The sequence below is a fragment of the Pseudoalteromonas rubra genome (assembly GCF_004212645.1).
GTDB classification, from domain to species: Bacteria; Pseudomonadota; Gammaproteobacteria; order Enterobacterales; family Alteromonadaceae; genus Pseudoalteromonas; species Pseudoalteromonas rubra_G.
On record NZ_PPUZ01000187.1, the window covers coordinates 1 to 328 of the forward strand.

Sequence of the window (328 nt, forward strand, 5' to 3'; positions counted from 1 at the left end):
TACTTCAGCGCTGCAGGGCCGCTATGTGGCACCGCAGGGCGAGCGTGAGCAATTGATTGTCACCCTGTGTGGCGAATTGCTGGCACAGCCTGTCGAGCAGCTCAGCGTGACGGCGAACTTTTTCACCCTGGGCGGCCACTCACTGTTGCTGATGCAACTGGCCAGTCGACTCAGACAGCAAGGTTTTGAGGTCGATGCGCAGGCATTGTTTGCCGCCCAGACTTTACAAGAGATGGCACAGGGGCTGACGCTGGCCATGGCAACCGAGCACGATGCCAGCGGTAGCCTGATCCCGGCCGACTGCACGCTCATTACCCCGGATATGGGT

The 328-nt window shown here is 60.1% G+C and carries 1 protein-coding gene; it reads left to right on the forward strand.

Annotated elements, in window-relative coordinates; translation table 11 throughout:
• The coding region (locus C3B51_RS23450) for a phosphopantetheine-binding protein (protein ID WP_130246571.1) at nt 1–328 on the forward strand (328 nt) is incomplete at both ends.